We start from the raw sequence: 2,742 nt of genomic DNA on the forward strand, positions 1-2,742 counted from the left end.
GCCGCACCGCTGGTGGGCGCGGCGCGCGGGACAGCCGCCGATCTCGCCGGCGCCGCGCTACGTCGCCGTGCACCGGGACGCCGAGGGCGTCCCGGACGGGTACGCCAGTTACGCGATCGGCGAGGCCCAGACCCTGACGGTCGACGAGACCATCGCCACCGATGACACGGTGTTCATGGCCCTGGCCCGGTTCGCGCTCGGCCACGACCTGGTCTCCCAGGTCGTGTTCCGGCACGTGCCGCCCGACCATCCGCTGCGCTGGCAGTTCGCGGACATCCGCGCCGGCGAGGTGAGCGGAGTCAGCGACTGGCTGTGGGTGCGCCTGCTCGACGTCCCGCGCGCGCTGACCGCGCGCGGCTGGTGCGCGGACGGCGAACTCGTCCTCGACGTCGAGGACCCGTTCCTCGGCGAGCACGGCCGCCACCTGCTGACCGTCCGGGACGGCAGGGCCGACTGCGTCCCGACGGACCGGGAGCCCGACCTGTCCTTGGACGTACGCGACTTGGGCTCGCTCTACCTGGGCGGGACCGCTCCGAGCACGCTCGTGCGTGCCGGACACGTCCGGGCCCACCACCCGGGCGCGGCCGGCCTCGCCGACGCCCTCTTCCGCGGCGAGCGCTCCCCGCACTGCCTGCACTGGTTCTGACCGGCCGGCCCGGGGACGGCGGGGGGTGAGGCGTCGCTACGAACGGCCGAGGGTCACGGCGCCGCGGAAGGAATCCGCCGAAAGGACCGACATCGCGTCGAGCGCCGCGTCGGTGACGGGCAGCAGGTGCGCGTCGACCCAGGTGTCCCCGGTCGCCGCGTTCGCCCACGGGTCGTCGACCACGACGGCGCCGGGCACCGCGGCGTGGCAGAGCACCCAGTGCGGTACGTCGAACCCGTGCATCCCGGCGAGCGAGACGAGGAGCAGCACGTGCTCGCGCCGGTCGACCGCGCTGCGGATCGCGGCCACGGGGAGGCGGGACGGGGCGATCGGGACGCCTGCCCGTGCGGCGTCCGCACGGGACATGCGCTGCAGGTCGGCGCGCCATTCCTGCTCGCTCGGCGCAAGGTGGTCGAGCAGGACCGGCCGGTCCGTGTCGAGGTGGACCGTGACGGACGACGACGGCCACGTGCGGCGCACGGCGACGCCGAGCCCGACGGGCTCGCACGCGGGAAAGTTCGTCGCCTCGCGCCACAGCGTCAACTCCGCCCGGCGGTCGAGTGGTTGCCTCGGCGGCGTCCCCGCGTGCGCCTGCGCGACCAGGGCGGTGACGGCGCCACACGTGAAGTGCGTGGTCTGTCCGTAGTACGGCGGTTCGGTCGGCGCGCCGTCGGACAGCCAGCGCACGTAACCGGTGGCGGGGCCGTCCGTGGCGTCCGCCTGCGCGAGCGGGGTCCGCAGCGAGTCGAATCCGGCGGCAGCGGCGGCCTGCGGACCGGCGCTCCATCCTTCCCACTTGACCTGGGCGGCTGCTTGGCGGCGTGCGTGGGCGAGGACGGCGGCAACCCCTGCCGGTACGTCGCCGACCACATCGACGATCTTCAGATAGGCCGTGTGCGGGCGGGCCGTGACCAGCGCGGCCGCGCTCCAGTGCGTACCGTCCGCGCTCGCGACGGCCACCAGGTGAGGGGCGTGCGCCGAGCGGTCGACCGCGCTCCAGCGCTCCAGCACGGCCTGAGGGGCGAGCCGGGTGAGCGGGGCCGGCGGCGTCCCGCGCTCGAACGGTACGACGACGGTCTGCACGGAGGTTTCCTGCGGGGACGGCATGACGGTACTCCTGCGGGGCGAAGGGGAGAGGGGCGCGAAGGGGCGGGCAACCGCCGCGTGGCGCGGGTGCGTTGCCCTGCGCGGTCAGGCGCGGGACTGCCGCAGCACCCAGACGAAGTACGGGCCGCCGACCAGGGCGATCATGAGCCCCGCCGGAACCTGGGCAGGGGCGATCAGCGTGCGGCCGAGCGCATCGGCCACGCACACCAGCAATCCGCCGAGCAGCATCGCGACGGGGATGGCACGGCCGTGCCGGGCGCCCACCAGCGACCGGGCCAGATGCGGGGCGACGAGCCCCACGAAGCCGACGACACCGACGGCGACCACGCTGAGCGCCGCGAGCACCGCGGTGATCGCCAGCGCGGTGAGGCGGGTGCGCTCCACCCTGACGCCGACGATGCGCGGGGTGTCCTCGTCGACGGCGAGCAGGTCGAGCCGGGCGCGCAGGGCGAGCAGCACGGGGAACGCGATCGCCAGGGTCGCCGCGACCGGTACGACGTCCGGGAACGTGCGGCCGTAGGTCGTGCCGGAGAGCCAGGTGAAGATCCGGGGCGTGTTGTACGGGTCGGCGCGCAGCAGGAGGAACGTGGTCACGGAGCTGAGGCCGTACCCGCAGCCGATGCCGATCAGTACGAACCGGTCGGGCAGGAAGCCGCCGCGCCAGGCCAGCAGCGCGATCACCGCGAACGTGGCGAGGGCCGCCGCGACCGCGACCACGACGAGCAGGGTCCGTCCGCCGGACAGGCCCGACGTGACGACGCCTGCCGCGCCGAGACCGGCGCCCGCGGTGATGCCGAGGACTCCCGGCTCCGCGAGCGGATTGCGTACCGAACTCTGCACGACGCACCCGGCGAGGCCGAGCGCCGCGCCCGCGAGGACCGCGGCGAGCACGCGCGGGACCCGGTCGTCGAGGGCCTGGCCGATCAGGTCGGGCGCGGCGCCCTGGACCCAGAGCGCGATGTCCCCCGTCCGCAGCCAGAGACTGCCCG

General features: G+C 75.0%; 3 protein-coding genes. 1 reads left to right on the top strand and 2 read right to left on the bottom strand.

Annotation, left to right across the window (positions count from 1 at the left end):
* A partial coding sequence (locus tag G3I40_RS45225; RefSeq protein WP_203645957.1) for a sterol carrier protein domain-containing protein occupies positions 1 to 646 on the top strand: 646 nt, incomplete at its 5' end.
* A 36-nt stretch (positions 647 to 682) separates the two neighbouring features.
* Here G3I40_RS45225 and G3I40_RS45230 read toward each other — a convergent pair.
* Positions 683 to 1,753, bottom strand: coding sequence for a peptidase C39 family protein (locus G3I40_RS45230; RefSeq protein ID WP_164560594.1), 1,071 nt, complete (start codon positions 1,751 to 1,753; stop codon positions 683 to 685).
* Positions 1,754 to 1,837: 84 nt separating this feature from the next.
* On the bottom strand, positions 1,838 to 2,742 hold a 905-nt coding region (locus G3I40_RS45235), incomplete at its 5' end, for an iron chelate uptake ABC transporter family permease subunit (protein ID WP_164560595.1).

This window comes from Streptomyces sp. SID14478, assembly GCF_010548525.1.
Classification (GTDB): domain Bacteria; phylum Actinomycetota; class Actinomycetes; order Streptomycetales; family Streptomycetaceae; genus Streptomyces.

What these genes read in the sequence shown, in the direction of transcription:
- G3I40_RS45230 (WP_164560594.1), bottom strand. Translation starts at nt 1,753, where the DNA reads ATGCCGTCCCCGCAGGAAACCTCCGTGCAGACCGTCGTCGTACCGTTC.